The sequence below is a fragment of the Cellulomonas sp. PS-H5 genome (assembly GCF_019265565.1).
Taxonomy (GTDB): Bacteria; Actinomycetota; Actinomycetes; order Actinomycetales; family Cellulomonadaceae; genus Cellulomonas.
The window spans coordinates 38,204-54,359 of sequence record NZ_JAHVCI010000017.1 but is presented as its reverse complement, the minus strand read 5'-3'; the positions used below and the strand labels follow the sequence as shown (position 1 = coordinate 54,359).

The 16,156-nt window shown below is 76.2% G+C and carries 13 protein-coding genes and 1 riboswitch; of the genes, 2 read left to right on the top strand and 11 right to left on the bottom strand.

The window, feature by feature from the left end; genetic code table 11:
- Nucleotides 1-36 precede the first annotated feature (36 nt).
- The 4 genes from gcvT to J5O08_RS09115 all read right to left on the bottom strand — a co-directional run bounded on the left by gcvT (nucleotide 37) and on the right by J5O08_RS09115 (nucleotide 6,216).
- Nucleotides 37-1,209 (bottom strand): glycine cleavage system aminomethyltransferase GcvT, encoded by a 1,173-nt coding sequence (gene gcvT / locus J5O08_RS09130; RefSeq protein ID WP_308281504.1) that lies wholly within the window; start codon nucleotides 1,207-1,209, stop codon nucleotides 37-39.
- Nucleotides 1,206-4,220, bottom strand: coding sequence for an aminomethyl-transferring glycine dehydrogenase (gcvP, locus tag J5O08_RS09125; RefSeq protein WP_218706557.1), 3,015 nt, complete (start codon nucleotides 4,218-4,220; stop codon nucleotides 1,206-1,208). Before gcvP ends, gcvT begins: the two co-directional genes overlap by 4 nt.
- Before the next feature lie 200 nt (nucleotides 4,221-4,420).
- A riboswitch (glycine riboswitch) is annotated at nucleotides 4,421-4,534 on the bottom strand.
- Nucleotides 4,535-4,612: 78 nt separating this feature from the next.
- On the bottom strand, nucleotides 4,613-5,134 hold the full coding sequence (locus tag J5O08_RS09120) for a hypothetical protein (RefSeq protein WP_218706556.1): 522 nt from the start codon (nucleotides 5,132-5,134) through the stop codon (nucleotides 4,613-4,615).
- Nucleotides 5,131-6,216, bottom strand: coding sequence for a lactate dehydrogenase (locus J5O08_RS09115; RefSeq protein WP_218706554.1), 1,086 nt, complete (start codon nucleotides 6,214-6,216; stop codon nucleotides 5,131-5,133). Before J5O08_RS09115 ends, J5O08_RS09120 begins: the two co-directional genes overlap by 4 nt.
- A gap of 210 nt (nucleotides 6,217-6,426) precedes the next feature.
- Between J5O08_RS09115 and J5O08_RS09110 the strand changes: the two genes are divergently transcribed.
- Nucleotides 6,427-8,457, top strand: a complete 2,031-nt coding sequence (locus J5O08_RS09110) for a DUF4214 domain-containing protein (protein ID WP_218706552.1) — start codon at nucleotides 6,427-6,429, stop codon at nucleotides 8,455-8,457.
- A gap of 11 nt (nucleotides 8,458-8,468) precedes the next feature.
- Here the strand turns inward: J5O08_RS09110 and J5O08_RS09105 are convergent, their stop codons facing one another.
- The 4 genes from J5O08_RS09105 to J5O08_RS09090 form a co-directional block, all read right to left on the bottom strand.
- Nucleotides 8,469-8,873 (bottom strand): zf-TFIIB domain-containing protein, encoded by a 405-nt coding sequence (locus tag J5O08_RS09105; RefSeq protein ID WP_218706551.1) that lies wholly within the window; start codon nucleotides 8,871-8,873, stop codon nucleotides 8,469-8,471.
- Nucleotides 8,874-8,973: 100 nt separating this feature from the next.
- Complete coding sequence (locus J5O08_RS09100; protein ID WP_218706550.1) at nucleotides 8,974-10,158, bottom strand: pyridoxal phosphate-dependent aminotransferase; 1,185 nt, start codon at nucleotides 10,156-10,158, stop codon at nucleotides 8,974-8,976.
- A 229-nt stretch (nucleotides 10,159-10,387) separates the two neighbouring features.
- On the bottom strand, nucleotides 10,388-10,900 hold the full coding sequence (locus J5O08_RS09095) for a low molecular weight protein-tyrosine-phosphatase (RefSeq protein WP_218706572.1): 513 nt from the start codon (nucleotides 10,898-10,900) through the stop codon (nucleotides 10,388-10,390).
- A gap of 92 nt (nucleotides 10,901-10,992) precedes the next feature.
- Complete coding sequence (locus tag J5O08_RS09090) at nucleotides 10,993-12,540, bottom strand: SulP family inorganic anion transporter (RefSeq protein WP_218706549.1); 1,548 nt, start codon at nucleotides 12,538-12,540, stop codon at nucleotides 10,993-10,995.
- 159 nt (nucleotides 12,541-12,699) lie between these two features.
- Here J5O08_RS09090 and J5O08_RS09085 point away from each other — a divergent pair, with 159 nt between their 5' ends.
- On the top strand, nucleotides 12,700-13,584 hold the full coding sequence (locus J5O08_RS09085) for an NAD(P)H-binding protein (protein WP_218706548.1): 885 nt from the start codon (nucleotides 12,700-12,702) through the stop codon (nucleotides 13,582-13,584).
- 238 nt (nucleotides 13,585-13,822) lie between these two features.
- Here J5O08_RS09085 and map read toward each other — a convergent pair whose 3' ends face one another.
- Genes map through J5O08_RS09070 form a run of 3 tightly spaced genes read right to left on the bottom strand, consistent with a single transcriptional unit; the run spans nucleotide 13,823 to nucleotide 16,099 of the window.
- The gene (gene map / locus J5O08_RS09080) at nucleotides 13,823-14,593 is read right to left on the bottom strand and encodes a type I methionyl aminopeptidase (RefSeq protein ID WP_218706547.1); all 771 of its coding nucleotides are present in this window, start codon (nucleotides 14,591-14,593) and stop codon (nucleotides 13,823-13,825) included.
- Nucleotides 14,594-14,625: 32 nt separating this feature from the next.
- The gene (locus J5O08_RS09075; RefSeq protein WP_218706546.1) at nucleotides 14,626-15,231 is read right to left on the bottom strand and encodes a TetR/AcrR family transcriptional regulator; all 606 of its coding nucleotides are present in this window, start codon (nucleotides 15,229-15,231) and stop codon (nucleotides 14,626-14,628) included.
- Nucleotides 15,224-16,099 carry an alpha/beta fold hydrolase gene (locus J5O08_RS09070; protein WP_218706545.1) on the bottom strand — a complete coding sequence of 292 codons (876 nt, stop codon included), beginning with the start codon at nucleotides 16,097-16,099 and terminating at the stop codon, nucleotides 15,224-15,226. The genes J5O08_RS09075 and J5O08_RS09070 overlap by 8 nt, the downstream gene beginning before the upstream one ends.
- Nucleotides 16,100-16,156 lie beyond the last annotated feature (57 nt).

The following is a 16,156-nucleotide window of genomic DNA, read 5'->3' as shown; positions in this document are numbered from 1 at the left end:
GCTCGCCGGCGGGTGGGGTGGTCGGGAGTCCGTCGGTCAGGACCGACGGTAGAACGGCAGCGCCACCACGCGGACCGGCTCGCGCCGGCCGCGCACGTCCACCGCGAGCTCCGTGCCCTCGGCGCTGACCTCGGGGGTCACGTACGCCATGGCGATCGGGGTGCCCAGCGTCGGCGAGGGCGCACCCGACGTGACGCGGCCGACCGTGACGGCGTCCTCGGCGGTCGAGGTCAGGACCTCGTAGCCGTGCCGGGCGGCGCGCCGGCCGGAGCCGACGAGGCCGACGAGCACGCGGGACGGGGTCGCGTGCGCCCGGGAGGCGAGCGCCGCACGGCCGACGAACGGCAGCGGCTCGCCGTCGGCGGTCGTCTTGTCCAGGCGGACCACGCGGCCGAGGCCCGCGTCGTGCGGGGCGGTGGTGGTGTCGAGCTCGTTGCCGTACAGCGGCATGCCCGCCTCCAGCCGCAGGCTGTCGCGAGCCGAGAGCCCGGCAGGCACCAGGCCGAGCGGGACGCCCGCGGCGAGCAGGTCCCGCCACAGACCGGGTGCGGCGGCGGCCGGCACGAACAGCTCGAAGCCGTCCTCGCCGGTGTAGCCCGTGCGGGCCACCAGCGCCTCGACACCGCCGACGGTGGCGGGCACGCCCGCGTAGTACTTCACGTCGCGGACCGCGTCGGCGTGGGCGGGTTCGGTGAGACCGACGACGATCTCGGCGGACCGGGGGCCCTGCACCGCGATGAGCGCCGTCTCCAGGGACCGGTCGGTGAGCGAGGCCTCGAACGGCGCCAGCCGCTCGGCCAGCGCGGCGGCGACCACCGCGACGTTCGAGGCGTTCGCCACGACCAGGTAGGCCTCGTCGGCGAGCCGGTAGACGATCAGGTCGTCCAGGATCCCGCCGTCCTCCTGCACGATCATCGTGTACCGCGCCCGGCCGACCGCGAGGCCGGAGATGTTCCCGACCAGCGCGTGGTCGAGGCCGGTGCCGGCCCCGGGGCCGTCCACGTGCAGCTCGCCCATGTGCGACAGGTCGAACAGCCCGGCCGCGGTCCGGACGGCCTGGTGCTCGGCGAGGTCGCCGGCGTACCGCAGCGGCATCATCCAGCCGGCGAACGGCGTCATCGTGGCGCCGAGCGCGACGTGCTCCGCGTGCAGCGGGGACAGCACGGCCCCCGTCGCGTCGTCGGTGGTCGGGGTGGTCGTCTCGGTCACAGCGCGGCTCCCTCGGCGTAGGCCTCGATGGGCGGGCAGGCGCAGACGAGGTTCCGGTCCCCGTGCGCGCCGTCGATCCGCCGGACCGGCGGCCAGTACTTCCCGGCGCGCAGGCCCGCGACCGGGTAGGCCGCGAGCTCGCGGCCGTAGGGCTTGTCCCAGTCGTCCGCGACCAGCGACCCCGCGGTGTGCGGGGCGTTCCGCAGCGGCGACTCCGCGACGGACCAGCGCCCGGCCGCGACCGCGTCGATCTCGGCGCGGATCGCGACCATCGCCTCGACGAACCGGTCGAGCTCCGCGACGTCCTCGGACTCGGTGGGCTCCACCATCAAGGTCCCGGCCACCGGGAACGACAGCGTCGGCGCGTGGAAGCCGTAGTCCATCAGCCGCTTGGCCACGTCCTCGGCCGTCACGCCGGTCTGCTTGGTGATCGCGCGGAGGTCGAGGATGCACTCGTGCGCCACCAGGCCGGCGGGGCCGGTGTAGAGCACCGGGAAGTGCGGGGCGAGCCGCGAGGCCAGGTAGTTGGCGGACAGCACGGCGGTCTCGGTGGCGCGACGCAGGCCGTCGCCGCCCATCAGCGCGACGTACGCCCAGGAGATCGGCAGGATGCCGGCGGACCCGAACGGCGCGGCCGACACGGCGGGAGCGGCCCCGCCGGCGAGCGGGCCCTCGTCCCCCGTCCACACCGCGTCGGTCGCCGGCAGGTACGGCACCAGGTGCGCAGCCACGCCGATCGGGCCGACGCCCGGGCCGCCGCCGCCGTGCGGGATGCAGAACGTCTTGTGCAGGTTGAGGTGCGAGACGTCGCCGCCGAACTCGCCCGGGCGGGCGAGGCCGACGAGTGCGTTCAGGTTCGCGCCGTCGATGTAGACCTGGCCGCCCGCGGCGTGCACCAGGTCGCAGACCTCGCGCACGTCCTCCTCGTAGACGCCGTGCGTCGACGGGTACGTGATCATGATCGCGGCCACCCGGGGGCCGTGCTGCTCGAGCTTCGCCCGCAGGTCGTCCAGCTGCACCGAGCCGTCCTCGGCGGTCGCGACGACGACCACCCGCATGCCCGCCAGCGCGGCGGAGGCCGCGTTGGTGCCGTGCGCCGAGGCCGGGATCAGGCAGAGGTCGCGCACCGGGACGTCCTCGGGCGCGGCGCCGGCGGCGATCGCCTCGGCGCGCCGGCCCTCGTGGTACCCGCGGATCGCGAGCAGCCCGGCGAACTCGCCCTGCGAGCCCGCGTTCGGCTGCACCGACACCGCGGCGTACCCGGTGATCTCGGCCAGCCAGCCGGTCAGGTCGCCGATCAGCTCGGCGTAGCCCGCGGCCTGCTCGGCCGGCACGAACGGGTGCACGCCGGCGAACCCGGGCCAGGAGATGGCCTCCATCTCGACCGTCGCGTTGAGCTTCATCGTGCAGGAGCCCAGCGGGATCATCGTCCGGTCGAGGGCGAGGTCCTTGTCCGACAGGGCGCGCAGGTACCGGAGCATCGCGGTCTCGGACCGGTGCCGGTGGAACACCGGGTGCGTCAGGTAGTCGCTCGTCCGGCGCAGGTGGACCGGGATCGCCGGGGCGTCGAGGCCGTCGGCCGGGCCGGTGGCGAGCGCGCCCGCGTCCGCGTTGGCGAACGACGCCAGGACCTCGGCCACGTGCGCCTCGGTGGTCACCTCGTCGCAGGTCACCTGGACGTGGTCGTCGTCCGCGGCCCAGACGTTGATCCCGCGGGCGGCCGCGGCGGCGACCACGGCGCGCGCCCGGCCCGGCACCACGGCGCGGACGGTGTCGAAGAACTGCGCGTGCTCGACGGCCACGCCGCCGGCTCGCAGCCCGTCCGCGAGCGCGACGGCCCGCGCGTGCACCCGCTCGGCGATCTCCCGCAGGCCGTCGGGCCCGTGGTAGACCGCGTACATCGAGGCGACGATCGCCAGCAGGGCCTGCGCGGTGCAGATGTTGCTGGTCGCCTTCTCGCGGCGGATGTGCTGCTCGCGCGTCTGCAGGGCGAGCCGGTACGCGGTGGCGCCATCGGCGTCGATCGACACCCCGACCAGGCGGCCGGGGAGCGAACGCTCCAGGCCGGTGCGCACGGCCATGTAGGCGGCGTGCGGGCCGCCGTAGAACAGCGGGACGCCGAACCGCTGGGCCGAGCCGACCGCGATGTCGGCGCCCTGCTCCCCCGGCGGCGTGAGCAGCGTGAGGGACAGCAGATCGGCGGCGACGGTGACCAGCGCGCCCGCGTCCTTGGCGGCGGCGATCAGCGGTGCGAGGTCGCGCACGGCGCCGGACGCACCGGGCGCCTGGAGCACGAGGCCGACCAGCGCGTCCCCGCCGAGGTCCGGCAGGCCGTCCGTCAGGTCCGCGACCCGCACGCCGAGCCCCGCCGCCTCCGCGCGGCCCAGCGTGACCGCGAGGGTCTGCGGCAGGCAGTCGGCGTCCAGCACGACGACGCCCGTGCGGCCCTTGGCCGCGCGGTGCATGAGCGCGACCGCCTCGGCGACCGCGGTGGCCTCGTCGAGCAGCGACGCGTTGGCGACCGGCAGCGCGGTGAGGTCGGCGACCACGGTCTGGAAGTTGAGCAGCGCCTCGAGCCGGCCCTGGGAGATCTCCGGCTGGTAGGGCGTGTACGCGGTGTACCAGGCCGGGGACTCGAGCACGTTCCGGCGGATCACCGGCGGCGTCACGGTGTCGTGGTAGCCCAGGCCGATCATCTGGGTCAGCACGGTGTTCTTGTCCGCGATCGTCCGCAGCGCGGCCAGCACCTCGGACTCGCCGCGCGCCTCGGGCAGCGCGAGCGGGCGGTCCGTGCGGATGCTCGCCGGGACCGCCGCGTCGATCAGCGCGTCCAGGCTCGGCCAGCCGTCGCCGACGTGCGCGAGCAGGCCCGCGACGTCGGCCGGGCGGGGACCGACGTGCCGGTCGGCGAAGCCGCGCGCGGCGTCGGTGCGGTCCGCGGGCGCGGCGGCGCGCGGGGTCCCGGCGGCCGTCGTGCGGGCGTCGGTGGGGAGGTCCTCGAGGTGGGTCACGCGGCTGCTCCGGGCGGGTCGGACGTGCAAGGCGGACGGGCGGGTGGTGCGCGTCTCCCCGCTCTGTCATCCGCCGGCCGCGGGCGTGCCGCGGACGTACGACCTGAGAGTTTTGCCGGTCCGCCGTGCCCGTGAGGGCCGGGGCGCGCCGACTTGCACCGTCGGTGGGCCGGCGTGCGCCGGCCGCTTTCCAGAGTTGCCTCGCCACGGCGGTACGGGGGCCTGAGAGATTCCCGGGGAGGGTTGCTCCTTCGGCGCCTCGCGGTCACGACCGCCGGGGCGGTCGCGCGGGAGGGCTCTCCCGCCGCGGTTCGAGCAGCGTGTTGAGTTGTCTGGGTCACAGCCTAACCGCGGTCGTGGGCCGTTCGTCCCGCGCGTCCGCCCGTCGGCCGTTACGGCTCCGTGAACTCTGCCGCGGGCAGCGGCAGCACGACAGTCGCGGCCGAGTCGGCGCCGCGGGCGCGCGCGTGCGCCACCACGCGCTCCACCTCCGGGAGCGGCCCCTCGACCAGCACCGGCTGGCCCGCGCCGGGGTCGCCGGACCAGCGCACGGCCGCGCCCTCGGGCGGCACGAACGCCCCGGACTCCCGCGGCAGGTGCACCACCGCGGCGGCGCGGACCGCCGGGTCGTCGACCGCGCGCACCTCGGCCGACCGGACGGCCGCGAGCCGCCGCAGCGTGCGCAGGAGCAGGCGCTGCCGGCGCTCGGAGGCCGTGAACGTGACGACGATGAGGCCGACGCCGTCGGCGACGTCGCCGGTGGTCAGCGAGTCGAACGAGACGCCCCGGGTGGAGAACACGCCGGTCAGCGCGGTGAGGGTGCCCGTCGCGTCGGCGCCTGCCACGAAGGCGACCCAGCGGCGGTCGGGGCCCGGGACGCCCCCGGCGGCGCCCGCGGGCCCGACGGCGGTCACCGGCCCGCCCCCGCGCCCAGGCCCCACGGCGCGAGCATCGCGTCGATCCGCGCGGCGGAGGCCAGCAGCCGGCGCGCCTCGTCCGGCGCGGGCTCGTCCAGCAGCACGCGCGTCCAGCCCTCGGGTCCCAGCACCACCGGCACCCCGAGCACCCCGCGCAGCGGCGTCCCCGCCACGGCCACCTCCCCGTCCAGCGCGACCTGGCCCGCGACGACGATGTCCCGCCCGTCGAGCACGGTGTCCACCAGGTCGACCGTCGCGTTCGCGGTGGCCGCCGCCGTCTTGGCCCCGCTCTGGTGCGTGAGCCACGGCCGCGCGACGCCGCGCAGGTCCGGCGGCCACGTCTCGACCAGGTCGAAAGCCGCAGCCACGTCGTCGGCCATCAGGCCGCCGAGGTCCCGCTTGGCGTCCTCGATCTCGGCCGCGAACCCGTCGAGGGTCCGCCCGCCGCGCAGCGCCGCCACCGCGCGCCGCCGCTCCTCGACGTCGAGCCCGCTGATCCGGACCGTCGACCACAGCGGCACCAGATCGTCCCCGTGCTGCCCCGCGACGAAGCCCCCGACCCGGTGCCGGCGCACGCCGAGGGACACCGCGACCTCGCGGCGGAACCGCAGCGTGTCCAGCCAGGCGCCCATCCCGATCACCCGGTGCCGGCCCAGCTCGCGGGCCACCACGGCGACGCCGAGCTCCACGGGGTTCGACACCACGACGACGACCTCGTGCCCCGAACCGTGCCGGGCGATGGCGCGGGCGTAGGAGGCGAACACCTCGTGGTTCTCCGCCGCGAGCGCCGCGCGGTCCGTCACCGCCCCGACGCGCGCGGGCGCGGTCCGGCCGGCGGTCAGGACGACGACATCGGCGACCACGTCCTCGGGGTCGAGCGCCACGTCGATGAGCGGCGCGTGCTCGTCGTAGGCGTCGACCAGGTCGGCGCGCAGCCCGTAGGACGCCCGCCCGGACGCGCCGCCCGGCCGCCCGACCAGCTGCAGCCGCGACGTCGTCGGCAGCACCCGCCGCTCGATGAGCTGCGCGCACACCTGCCGCCCGACGTCACCCGTCGCTCCCAGCACCGCCACGTCCACGCGCCGACCCTAGGGCAGACGCACCCGGTGCGCGGCGAGGACGACCGCTCACGACCCGACGTCGCCGGCCGATGGGCTCGTTGCGCCGTCCGGGGTACGCGCGCGCGAACGCCTGCCCGGCCGTGCGGTCGGGCGGCATCATCTCCAGCGTGCGACGAGCGGGGTCCCCGCAAGTTCGCCGTCCGGACCCAGGGCCCGAGGAGGACCCCCATGACGACCCGCCGACCGCTCCGCCGCCTCCGACTGACCACCGCCGCCGCCGCGACGCTGGCCGTGCTCGCGCCCACCGCGGCGATGGCCGACCAACCCACCACCGGCTACGAGGTCGACGGGCGGGTGGTGTACCGCACCGCCGACCTCCCGTCGCAGCACGGCGACGGCCACTTCGAGGAGGGCTCGGTCACCACGGCCTACGCCGAGGTCGACGGCGCGTACGTCGACCTGTCCGCGGTGCAGGCGCCCACCGTCGGGACCGGCACCCCGACGGGGCTCCCGGCGGGTTCCGGGGTGACGGTCACGATCGAGGCCCCCGCCGGTCTGGCGGAGTCCGAGGTCGTCGACCTCGTGACGACCGCCTCGCCGGACGACGCGACCGGTGGGGACGCCGCCCGGGTCGTGGACGCCGTCGTCACCGAGAGCGGCCCCCACGCCTCGTCGCTGCCCACCGCCGGGCTCGTGTCCGGGGTGCACCAGCTCGTCGTCGTCCCGGTGCGGTGGTCGGCGACGGACGCCGTGCCGACCGCCGCGCTCACCGCCGCCGCCTCGGGGACCGAGGAGTACTGGGAGCGGCAGAGCGGCGGGCGGATCGACGTGCAGCCCACGGTCGCCGGGGCGGTGACGATGCCGCGCGACGAGCTCTGCGACGTCGACGCGATCATGGACCAGGTGGTGGCGGCCACGGGGATCGCGCCGAGCACCACCCGGCACGTCGCCGCGGCCTTCCCCGAGATCGACGCGTGCGAGTTCTCCGGGCTCGCCTCGATCACCGGGGGTGCGATCTGGCTGAACGGCGACACGTCGACGTACGTCCTGGCGCACGAGCTCGGGCACAATCTCGGCCTCGGCCACGCGAACACGCTGACCTGCAGGTCGGGCAGCTCTCGCACCCCGCTCACGTCGGACCTCGCCGGCTGCACCGCGGTCGAGTACGGCGACAACACCGACGTGATGGGCCAGGGACGCAACCTCAGCTCGCCCGGCAGCATCAGCTCGGGGTTCGCCCAGTCGCTCGGGTGGGCGGACGTCGTCACGGTCCCGGGCCCGCCCGCGATCTTCCGGCCCATGACCGTCGACCTCCAGCCGCTGTCGCAGGCGACCGGCGTGCGCGGCGTCCGGCTGACCGCCCCGGCGGGGCCCGTGTTCGTCGACTACCGCCCGGCCGTCGGCGCCGACGCCCTGCACGAGCCCGGGTGGGCGGGGGTCCAGGCGCGGCTGATCCTGTCGGACAGCTCCTTCCCGTTCCCGACGAGCTACCTCCTCGACCTGCAGCCGGCGCGCGCTCCGTTCACGAACCCGTCGCTCCCCGCCGGGCAGACCTGGCGCGTGAGCGACCGGGGCACCGGCGTCACCACCACGTCTCTCGGTGCGGCCGCCCGCGTCGTGATCGAGGTGGCGCCCGGCGCTGCGCAGGACGAGCGCTACGTCACGCGGGTCTACCAGGACCTGTTCGGGCGCGCGCCGGACCCCACCGGCCTCTCCGGATGGACGTGGGCCCTCGCCGGGGGCACCCCGAGGATCGCGGTCGCGAACTCGATCACCGGGTCCGACGAGTACCGGGCCGGCCTGATCGCCGGCGCCTACCGCACCTACCTCGACCGGGGCCCCGACCCCGTGGGCAGCGACGCCTGGCTGGCGGCGATGCGGGGCGGGAGCACCATCCAGGGCATCGAGTCCGGATTCATCGCGTCGTCCGAGTACTACCAGCGGGCCGGCGGGACGGACGCGGCCTGGGTCTCCCGCCTGTACCGCAACGTGCTGAACCGCGAGGCAGCGCCCTCGGAGGTGGCCACCTGGACCCGGCAGCTCACGCTCGGCGCGTCCCGGCAGACCGTCGCGACGGGCTTCCTCCTGTCGTCCGAGCACCTCACCACGGTGGTGGACGGGTACTACGTCGCTCTGCTGGGGCGGCACATCGACCCGACGGGTCAGGCCGCGTGGGTCGCGCAGATCCAGGGCGGCGTCCGCGTCGAGACGATCATGGGCGGGATCATCGCGAGCGACGAGTACTACGCCCGGGTGTGACCGCCGGCCGGTCAGTCGAAGTCGAGCAGGTCGCCCAGCCAGGACTCCCGCTTCTTCTTCTTGCCGTACGGGTACCGCGGGTCACGGCGGTCGTCGTACCGCCGTTCGTCGGGGCGGCGGTCGTACCCGCGGTCGTCACGGTAGCCCCGGTCGTCGCGGTAGCCGCCGTCACCGCGGTGGCCCGGGTCGCGGTAGCCGTCGTAGCCCGGGGCCGGCGGGTACCCGGGGGCGGGCGCCGGCGGGTAGCCGGGGCCGGGGTCCGGCACCCCCGGCGCGGGCGCCCCGGCGGCGCGGTCGAGGATCTTGTCGAGCTCGCCGCGGTCGAGCCAGATGCCCCGGCACGACGGGCAGTAGTCGATCTCGACGCCCTGCCGCTCCGCCATCACCAGCTCGGCCCCGTCCGTGGGACACCTCATGTCGCCCTCCTCGCCCGTGCGCGCCCTGGGGACGCGCGTCCTGCCCGGCCCAACGGACGGGGACGGAGCCCGGTTCCGGGCACGGGGGGCGGTGGCGGCGCTACAGCGTCCGCTGCCAGGCGACGACCCGGTCCACCGCCTCCGCCACGACCTCCGGCGCGGACGCGAACGACAGCCGCACCCAGTCGTGCCCGTCCACCGAGTCGAAGTCGGTGCCGGGGGTGAGCGCGACGCCGGCCTCGTCGAGCAGCCGGGAGCACCAGGTCCGCGAGTCCAGCCCGGTCGCCGACACGTCCGCGTACACGTAGAACGCCCCGTCGGCGGGCGCCACCCGGGACCAGCCGAGCTCCGGCAGCCGGTCCAGCACCGACCGCCGGGACGCCGCGTACTGGGCGACGTTCGCCTCGGCGGCGGCGTACCCCTCGGGCGTGAACGCCGCGACGCCCGCGTGCTGCGCGAGCGCCGGCGGGCACAGCGCGACGTTGCCGGCGAGAGCGTCGACCGGGGCCGCCAGGTCCTCGGGGAGCAGCAGCCAGCCGAGCCGCCAGCCGGTCATCGCCCAGAACTTCGAGAACGAGTTGACCACGACGGTGCCGGTGCCGAGCGACGTCGCGGCGGTGGGCGCACCGGCCGGCCCGGGCTCGGCGGCGACCGCGTCGGGGTAGGTGATGCCGTGGTAGATCTCGTCGGACACCAGCCGGACCCCGTGCTCCGCGCACCACGCGGCGAGCCCGTCGAGCGACGCCCGGTCGATCAGCGTGCCGGTCGGGTTCGCGGGGCCGGCGACGACGAGCCCGTCCACGGGGCGGTCCAGCGCCTCGAGCTGCTCGACCGTCGGCTGGTACCGGGTCTCCGGGCCGCACGGCAGCTCGACGACCTCGCACCCGAGCGAGGCGAGGATGTTCTTGTACGCCGGGTACCCGGGCCGGGCCAGAGCCACCCGGTCGCCGACGTCGAACGCCGCCAGGAACGCGAGCATGAACCCGCCCGACGACCCGGTGGTGACGGCCACCCGCGCCGGGTCGACGTCGACGCCATACCAGGACCGGTAGTGCCCGGCGATCGCCGCCCGCAGCGCCGGGCTGCCGAGCGCCTCGGTGTACCCGAGGTCCCCGCCCGCGAGCAGCTGCACCGCGCGGTCGCGCACCACGTCCGACGCGCCGGTCGACGGCTCCCCGACGCACAGGTTGAGCACCGACTGGCCGGCGGCACGGCGGGCGTTGGCGGCCGCGACGATGTCCATCACGGCGAACGGGGGCACCTGGGAGCGCGCGGAGACCTTCACCCGCCCCATCCTGCCCCGCGCCCGCCCACCGGCGCCCGCCCGCGCCGGTGCCCGCCGAGCGCGGCACTTCCAGCCGAGCGCGGCACCTCCAGCCACCGCACTCGGCGCGAGCTGCCGCGCTCGCAGGGAGCCGCCTACGGTCTCCTGCGCGGACACCCCCGGTCGGGGGTGGCGGCGCCGGAAGGCGTAGGCCGCGCGGCCGCGCCCGCCGGGCCGCGCCCGCCCGCGGTCAAGCCCGCGCGGCGTCCCGGTCGGAGAGCGCCGCGCGGACCGCGTCGACGACGCCGTCCGCCGCCGCCTCGATCTCGTCCAGGCAGTGCTCGAAGTTCTCCGGCCCGCCGTACCAGGGGTCGTCGACGTCGAGCAGGTGCTCGTCGGCGCGGTCGGCCACCCGCGGCGCCGCCGGGTCGAACGTCCGGAACATCACCACCCGCCCGGCCGCCTCGTCGTCGCCGGCGATCCGGCGCAGCGCGCGGGCGTGCGACGCGGTCATCGCCAGCACCAGGTCGCGCTCGGCGAGGTCGGCGGCCCGCACCTGGCGCGCCGCCCGCCGGGGCACGTCGTAGCCGCGCGCTGCGAGCGCCGTGCGAGCCCGGCGGTCGATCGGGTTGCCGTGCTCCTCGTCGCTGACCCCGGTCGAGTCGACCACCACCCGGTCGCCGAGCCCGGCGTCCTCCAGGCGGGCGCGCAGCACCACCTCGGCCATCGGGGACCGGCAGATGTTGCCGGTGCACACCGTCATCACGCGGTAGCGGTCGTCCGTCACGCCGGGTCCTCCAGGGGATCGTCGGGTCCGCCGTCCATCCTGGCACCCGCGCCCCGCCCCGGGGCCGCTCAGTGCCCGCCGCCCCCCAGTGCCTCTGCCAGCCGCCCGAGCCGCCGCGCGCTGTCCGCGTTCAGCCCGACCACCTCCGCCGCTTTCCCCTTGGCGGCGTACTTGGTGACGATCGCGTCCAGCGTGGCCGCCGTCGACGCGTCCCACACGTGCGCGTCCGCCAGGTCGATGACCACCCGCGCCGGGTCCCCGTCGTAGTCGAACTGGTAGACGAGGTCGTTGGACGACGCGAAGAACAGCGCCCCGGACACCGCGTACCGCCGCACGCCGGGGTCCTCCCCCGCGTCGAGCCGGGTCACGGTCGTCAGGTGCGCCACGCGGCGGGCGAACAGCACCGTCGCCACCAGGACCCCCGACACGACGCCGTACGCGAGGTTGTGCGTGGCGACGGTGACCGCGACCGTCACGAGCATCACCGCGGTCTCGCTCAGCGGCATCCGGCGCAGCGTCGACGGGCGCACCGAGTGCCAGTCGAACGTCGCGACGCAGACCATCACCATGACGGCCACCAGCGCGGCCATCGGGATCGCCCCGACGACGTCGCCGAGCACCACGACCAGCACCAGCAGGAACGCGCCGGCGAGGAACGTCGAGATCCGGGTGCGGGCGCCCGAGACCTTCACGTTGATCATCGTCTGGCCGATCATCGCGCAGCCGCCCATGCCGCCGAACAGGCCGGAGAGCACGTTCGCGGCGCCCTGGCCCCAGGCCTCGCGGGTCTTGTCCGAGTGGGTGTCGGTGACGTCGTCGACGAGCTTCGCGGTCATCAGCGACTCGAGCAGCCCGACCAGCGCGAGCCCGACGGCGTACGGCGCGATGATCCGCAGCGTCTCCAGGCTCAGCGGGACGTCGGGCAGCACGAACGCGGGCAGGCTGTCCGGCAGCTCGCCCTGGTCGCGCACCCGCGGGACGGCCAGCCCCGCCACCACGGTCACGACCGTCAGCAGCACGATCGCGACCAGCGGCGCCGGGACGACGGTCGTGACCCGCGGCAGCAGCGCGATGATCGCGATCCCCGCCGCCACCAGCGGGTAGACCACCCACGGCACGTCGACCAGGTGCGGCAGCTGCGCGACGAGCACCAGGATCGCCAGCGCGTTGACGAACCCGACCATGACCGACCGCGGGATGAACCGCATGAGCCGCGCGACACCCAGCAGGCCCAGCGCCACCTGGATCACGCCGCCCAGGACGACCGTCGCCAGCAGGTACTGCACCCCGTGGTCCCGCACGACCGGGGCCACCACCAGCGCCACGGCGCCGGTCGCGGCGGAGATCATCGCGGGCCGGCCGCCGAGGAACGCCAGCGAGACCGCCATGACGAACGACGAGAACAGCCCGACCCGCGGGTCCACGCCGGCGACGATGGAGAACGAGATCGCCTCCGGGATCAGCGCGAGCGCCACCACCAGGCCGCCGAGCACCTCGGTGCGCAGCCGGGCCGGGGAGCGCAGCGCCGTGCGCACCGACCAGGAGGCGTCCGCCTCGGGAACGGCGGGGTGCGCACCGTCGGGCGGCGCCGGGACGGGCTGGGGGGTCGCGGGCACGCGGGATCCGTTCGAGGTCGGGTGGGGGGCCGACGGGATCGTACTCTCACGCCGCGTCAGGGTTGCCCCGCACCCCCGTCGCCGACGGGCCCCCGCACCGCTACCGTCGCTGCCAGCCGGGGCACGCGCCCCGTGGGCCGACCGGTGCGGAGGAGACGCATGGACGACGACCTGATCGTGGTGACGGGCGCCTCGGGCCGGGTGGGCCGACGGCTCGCCGTCCGGCTGGCCGCGGAGGGGGCGCACCAGCGCCTGGTGGTCCGCTCGCCCGACCGCGCCCCGTCGATCCCGGGCACCGAGACCGAGGTCGCCCTCAGCCCCGGCTACCGCGACGTGGCGTCGATGCGGGCGGCGTTCGCGGGCGCCCGGACCGTGTTCCTCGTGTCCGGGCGTGAGTCCGCGGACCGGGTCGCCGAGCACCGGGCCGCCGTGGACGCGGCCGTCGACGCCGGGGTCGAGCGGCTGGTCTACCTGTCGTTCATGGGCGCGGCACCCGACGCGACGTTCACGTTCGCCCGCGACCACTGGGTCACCGAGGAGCACATCCGCGCGTCCGGCCTGCGGTTCGCGTTCCTGCGGGACTGCCTGTACCACGACGCGATCGTGCACTTCGTGGGCGAGGACGGCGTGATCCGCGGGCCGGCGGGCGACGGCCTGGTCGCCGCGGTCGCGCACGACGACGTCGCGGACGTGGCGACCGCGGTGCTGCTCGACGAGCGGGCGCACGCGCACGACGGGGCCACCTACGACGTCACCGGCCCCAGCGGGTACACCCTCGCCGAGGCTGCCCAGGTCCTGTCCTCCGCGACCGGTCGGGAGATCACGTACCACCCGGAGACGGTCGAGGAGGCCTACGCGTCCCGTGCCGCGTACGCCGCCGAGCCGTGGGAGGTCGACGGCTGGGTGTCCTCCTACACCGCGATCGCCGCGGGCGAGCTCGCGACGCCGTCGCCGATCGTGCGTCGCCTGTCGGGCCGCCCGGCGCAGTCCCTCGCCGAGTGGCTGACGGTCAACCCGCAGGAGTGGGCGCACCTGCGCGCCTGACCCGCGGGCCCCGCGGCCACGACGCGACGGGGGCGGCGCCCGACCTCCCCCGAGCGTGCGCCGCCCCCGCCCGTCCAGGCGTCCGCGCGACCGCGACGGGCGTCCACGTCACGTTCGCCGACCGCGCTGGCCGGGGGGCGTCGGCGGGGTGAACGCGGGGCGTCGGCCGCGCGTCGGCTCGGCGGCGCGGCCGGCTCGGCGGCGCGACCGCGGGCCGGTGCGTGCGCCCCGCCGCGGGTCAGCCCTTGCGGGCCGTGAGCACCAGCGGGCCGTCGGCCGTGATCGCGACGGTGTGCTCGGCGTGCGCGGCGCGCGCGCCGTCGGCGGTCCGGATCGTCCAGCCGTCCGGGTCGATCACGTAGCCGTCGCCCCCGGCCATGAACCACGGCTCGATCGCGATGACGAGCCCGGCCTTGAGCTTCAGACCGGTCCCGCGGCGGCCGAGGTTCGGCACGTGCGGCTCCTCGTGCATCGTGCGCCCGACGCCGTGGCCGCCGAAGTCGGCGTTGATCCCGAGTCCCGCCGCGCGGCCGACCTCGCCGATCGCCGCGGAGATGTCGCCCATCCGGTTGCCCGGGCGCGCCTGCGCGATGCCGGCGGCGAGCGCCTCCTCGGTGACCCGGATCAGCCGCTGGGACTCCGGGTCGGGCGTGCCGAGCTGGAAGGTGAGCGCCGAGTCGGCCACCCAGCCGTTCACCTGCGCCGCGAAGTCGATGCTCAGCACGTCGCCGTCCGCGAGCACCTGCTCCGACGGCAGGCCGTGCAGCGCGGCGTCGTTCACGCTGGTGCACAGCACGCCCGGGTACGGCATCGCGCCGAACGACGGGTGGTATCCCAGGTAGACGGAGTGGGCGCCGGCGTCGTCGATCAGGCGGTGCGCGTGCGCGTCGAGCTCCTTCAGCGTCATGCCCACCCGGGCGACGTCCTGCAGGCTGCTCAGCACGCGGGCCACGAAGGCACCCGCCGCCCGCATCGCCTCGATCTCGCGGGGTGTCTTCAGCTCGGCCACGCGCCCACCCTAGACGCGCCGGCGCGCCCGGCTCAGCCCGCGGCGGCGCTGCCGTCGGCCGCGAGCGCCGCGACGCCCGCCACCAGCATCCCGACCAGCACGTCGAAGCTGCGGTCCCGGTCCTGCGGCATCCGGAACCCGCCGCCGAGCTCGAGGGCCACGAACCCGTGCACCCCCGCCCGGACCGCCCGCACGGCGTCGACCGACCGCTCCTCGGGCAGGTCGAACCCGCGCAGCGCGGCCGCGATCACCTCGACCGTGCGCGCCGCCGCGGCGGCCAGCGCGGCCGAGTCGGGGTCGGCCGGGTCCGGCGCGACCTGGACGGCGGCGTACCGGCCCGGGTGGGCGTGGGCGTAGCCGCGTATCGCACCCGCCAGCGCCCGGAGCGCGTCGGGGCCGGAGCGTCCGACGGTCGCGTCGACGAGCCGAGCGCCGAGGTCCTGCACCGTCAGGACGGCGACCTCCCGGCGCAGCGCGGCCAGCGAGCCCACGTGCTTGTAGAGACTCGGCGTCGCGACGCCGGCCTCGGCGGCGACCTTGGCGAGCGTGAGGTCGGCGAAGCCGGTGGGTCCGCCGTCGTCCACCAGGTCGAGCGCGATCCGGACGACCGCCTCGCGGGACAGGCCGGCCCTAGGCACCGGCGACCCCGTCGGCGGGGGTGGCGGGGGCCACCGGCGCGACCTCCGCGAGCAGCGCGAGCACCGCCTCGGCCACGACCTCCGGGGTCTGGTGCTGCGGGTAGTGCCCGGCGTCCTCGACCAGGACCGCCCGGGCGCCGATCGCGTCGCGGATCCACGCGAGCTCGGCGGCGGGGTCCTTCCAGTCGGGGTCGAGCGCCCCGACGACCGCGAGCGCGGGCGCCTGGATGCGCGGCACGCGGGCCTCGACGGGCGCGTGCGTGAGCGCCAGCGCCAGGTCGCGGAACTGGCCCAGGTAGCCGGGGCGGCGGAGGCTCGCGCGGATCGCCGCCGTGTGCACGTCCAGCCGCGGCGACCGGGTGCCCTTGTTCAGCGACCGGTAGTAGCCGGCCCAGGCCGCGGCGCCCCACGGGGCCGCGAGCATCGCCCGGTAGACCAGCGGCATCACCGCGCGCACCGCGCCGGGGAGCTGCGGGTCGCGCAGGAACGGCGCCAGCAGGACCAGGCCGCGGACCAGGTCCGGCCGGTCGGCCGCGACCACGGCCGCCGCCGAGGAGCCCATCGAGTTGCCGACGAGCACCGCGGGCCCCGCGGCCAGGTGCTCGACCAGTGCGACGACGTCGCCCGCCGTCGCCTCGTCGCCGTGCGTGGTGAACCCGGCGTCGGAGTCGCCGTGGCCGCGCAGGTCGGTGGTGACGACCCGGTAGCCCGCGCCGAGCAAGGCGGCACGGAGCTCGTCGTAGGTGGACCGCAGGTCTCCCATCCCGGGGACCATGACGACGAGCGGGCCGGTGCCGGCGTCGTCGTAGGCGACCCTCCCCTCGGGCCGCGGCAGGTGCAGCGTGCGTCGTGCGTGGTTGTTGTCCATAGCCCACAGGCTAATGCCATTAGCTTTCGACCGCAAGAGGTGGGGTGCGGCATGCTC

Excerpts from the sequence above, each read along its gene's own strand:
- J5O08_RS09105 (WP_218706551.1), bottom strand. The coding sequence starts at position 8,873 with ATGAGGTGTCCCACGGACGGGGCCGAGCTGGTGATGGCGGAGCGGCAG.
- J5O08_RS09085 (WP_218706548.1), top strand. The coding sequence starts at position 12,700 with ATGGACGACGACCTGATCGTGGTGACGGGCGCCTCGGGCCGGGTGGGC.
- J5O08_RS09070 (WP_218706545.1), bottom strand. The coding sequence starts at position 16,099 with ATGGACAACAACCACGCACGACGCACGCTGCACCTGCCGCGGCCCGAG.
- J5O08_RS09095 (WP_218706572.1), bottom strand. The coding sequence starts at position 10,900 with ATGACGGTGTGCACCGGCAACATCTGCCGGTCCCCGATGGCCGAGGTG.
- J5O08_RS09110 (WP_218706552.1), top strand. The coding sequence starts at position 6,427 with ATGACGACCCGCCGACCGCTCCGCCGCCTCCGACTGACCACCGCCGCC.